Below are 750 nucleotides of genomic sequence, written 5' to 3'. Positions count from 1 at the left end.
TGCGCTACGAATACGACAAGGCCATCCGCCTGACCGCGCTGGTCAACGAGAACAACGCCACCTACAGCTTTGCCTACGACGTGTCGGACCGGCTGACGGAAGAGGTGCGGGTGGACAACCTGACCCGACGCTTCAGCTACAACGTCGGCGGGCATCTGACGCGGCTGGAGGAGATTGGCTATGGCGAAAATGCCGAGCGGCCGCAGCGGCATACGCTGTTCGAGCGTGATGCTATTGGCCGCTTGCTCAGCAAGCTGAACAGCGATGCACAGCAGCTGTTCAGCTATGACGACGGTGACCGCCTGCTCAGCATCCAGCGTCAGCCCAGCGGGATCGGCAAGCAGCTCGGCATCACCGAAGAAAAGCTGGAATACACCTACGACCTGCTGGGCCGGCTGACCCAGGAAATCACTCCAGATGGGACGCTCAGCTACGAATACGACCCGCTCAGCAACCTGACCACGCTGACCCTGCCGGATGGGCGCAAGGTCAACCACCTGTATTACGGCAGCGGTCACCTGCACCAGCTGAACCTGGATGGCCAGGTGATCAGCGACATGGAGCGCGATGACCTGCACCGCGAGGTGTACCGGACCCAGGGCAAGCTCACCAGTTGCTTTGGCTATGACGCCATGGGTCGCAAGGCCTGGCAGTTTGCCTCGACCTTGCCCGCCGACAAGCTGTCGCAAGTGCACAACACCGGGGTGAATACCGCGCTGCTGGTGGAACATGCCTATAACCCGATTCATC

Annotated in this window: 1 pseudogene; it reads left to right on the top strand. The window is 61.1% G+C overall.

The features are described 5' to 3' along the window. Positions 1 to 750 (top strand): annotated as a pseudogene (locus HP547_RS29100) (RHS repeat protein); the annotation flags it as partial.

The organism is Pseudomonas sp. CM27, from assembly GCF_013179515.1.
GTDB lineage: Bacteria > Pseudomonadota > Gammaproteobacteria > Pseudomonadales > Pseudomonadaceae > Aquipseudomonas.
The sequence above is the reverse complement of the archived record's forward strand: the minus strand, read 5'-3'. Positions and strand labels throughout refer to the sequence as shown.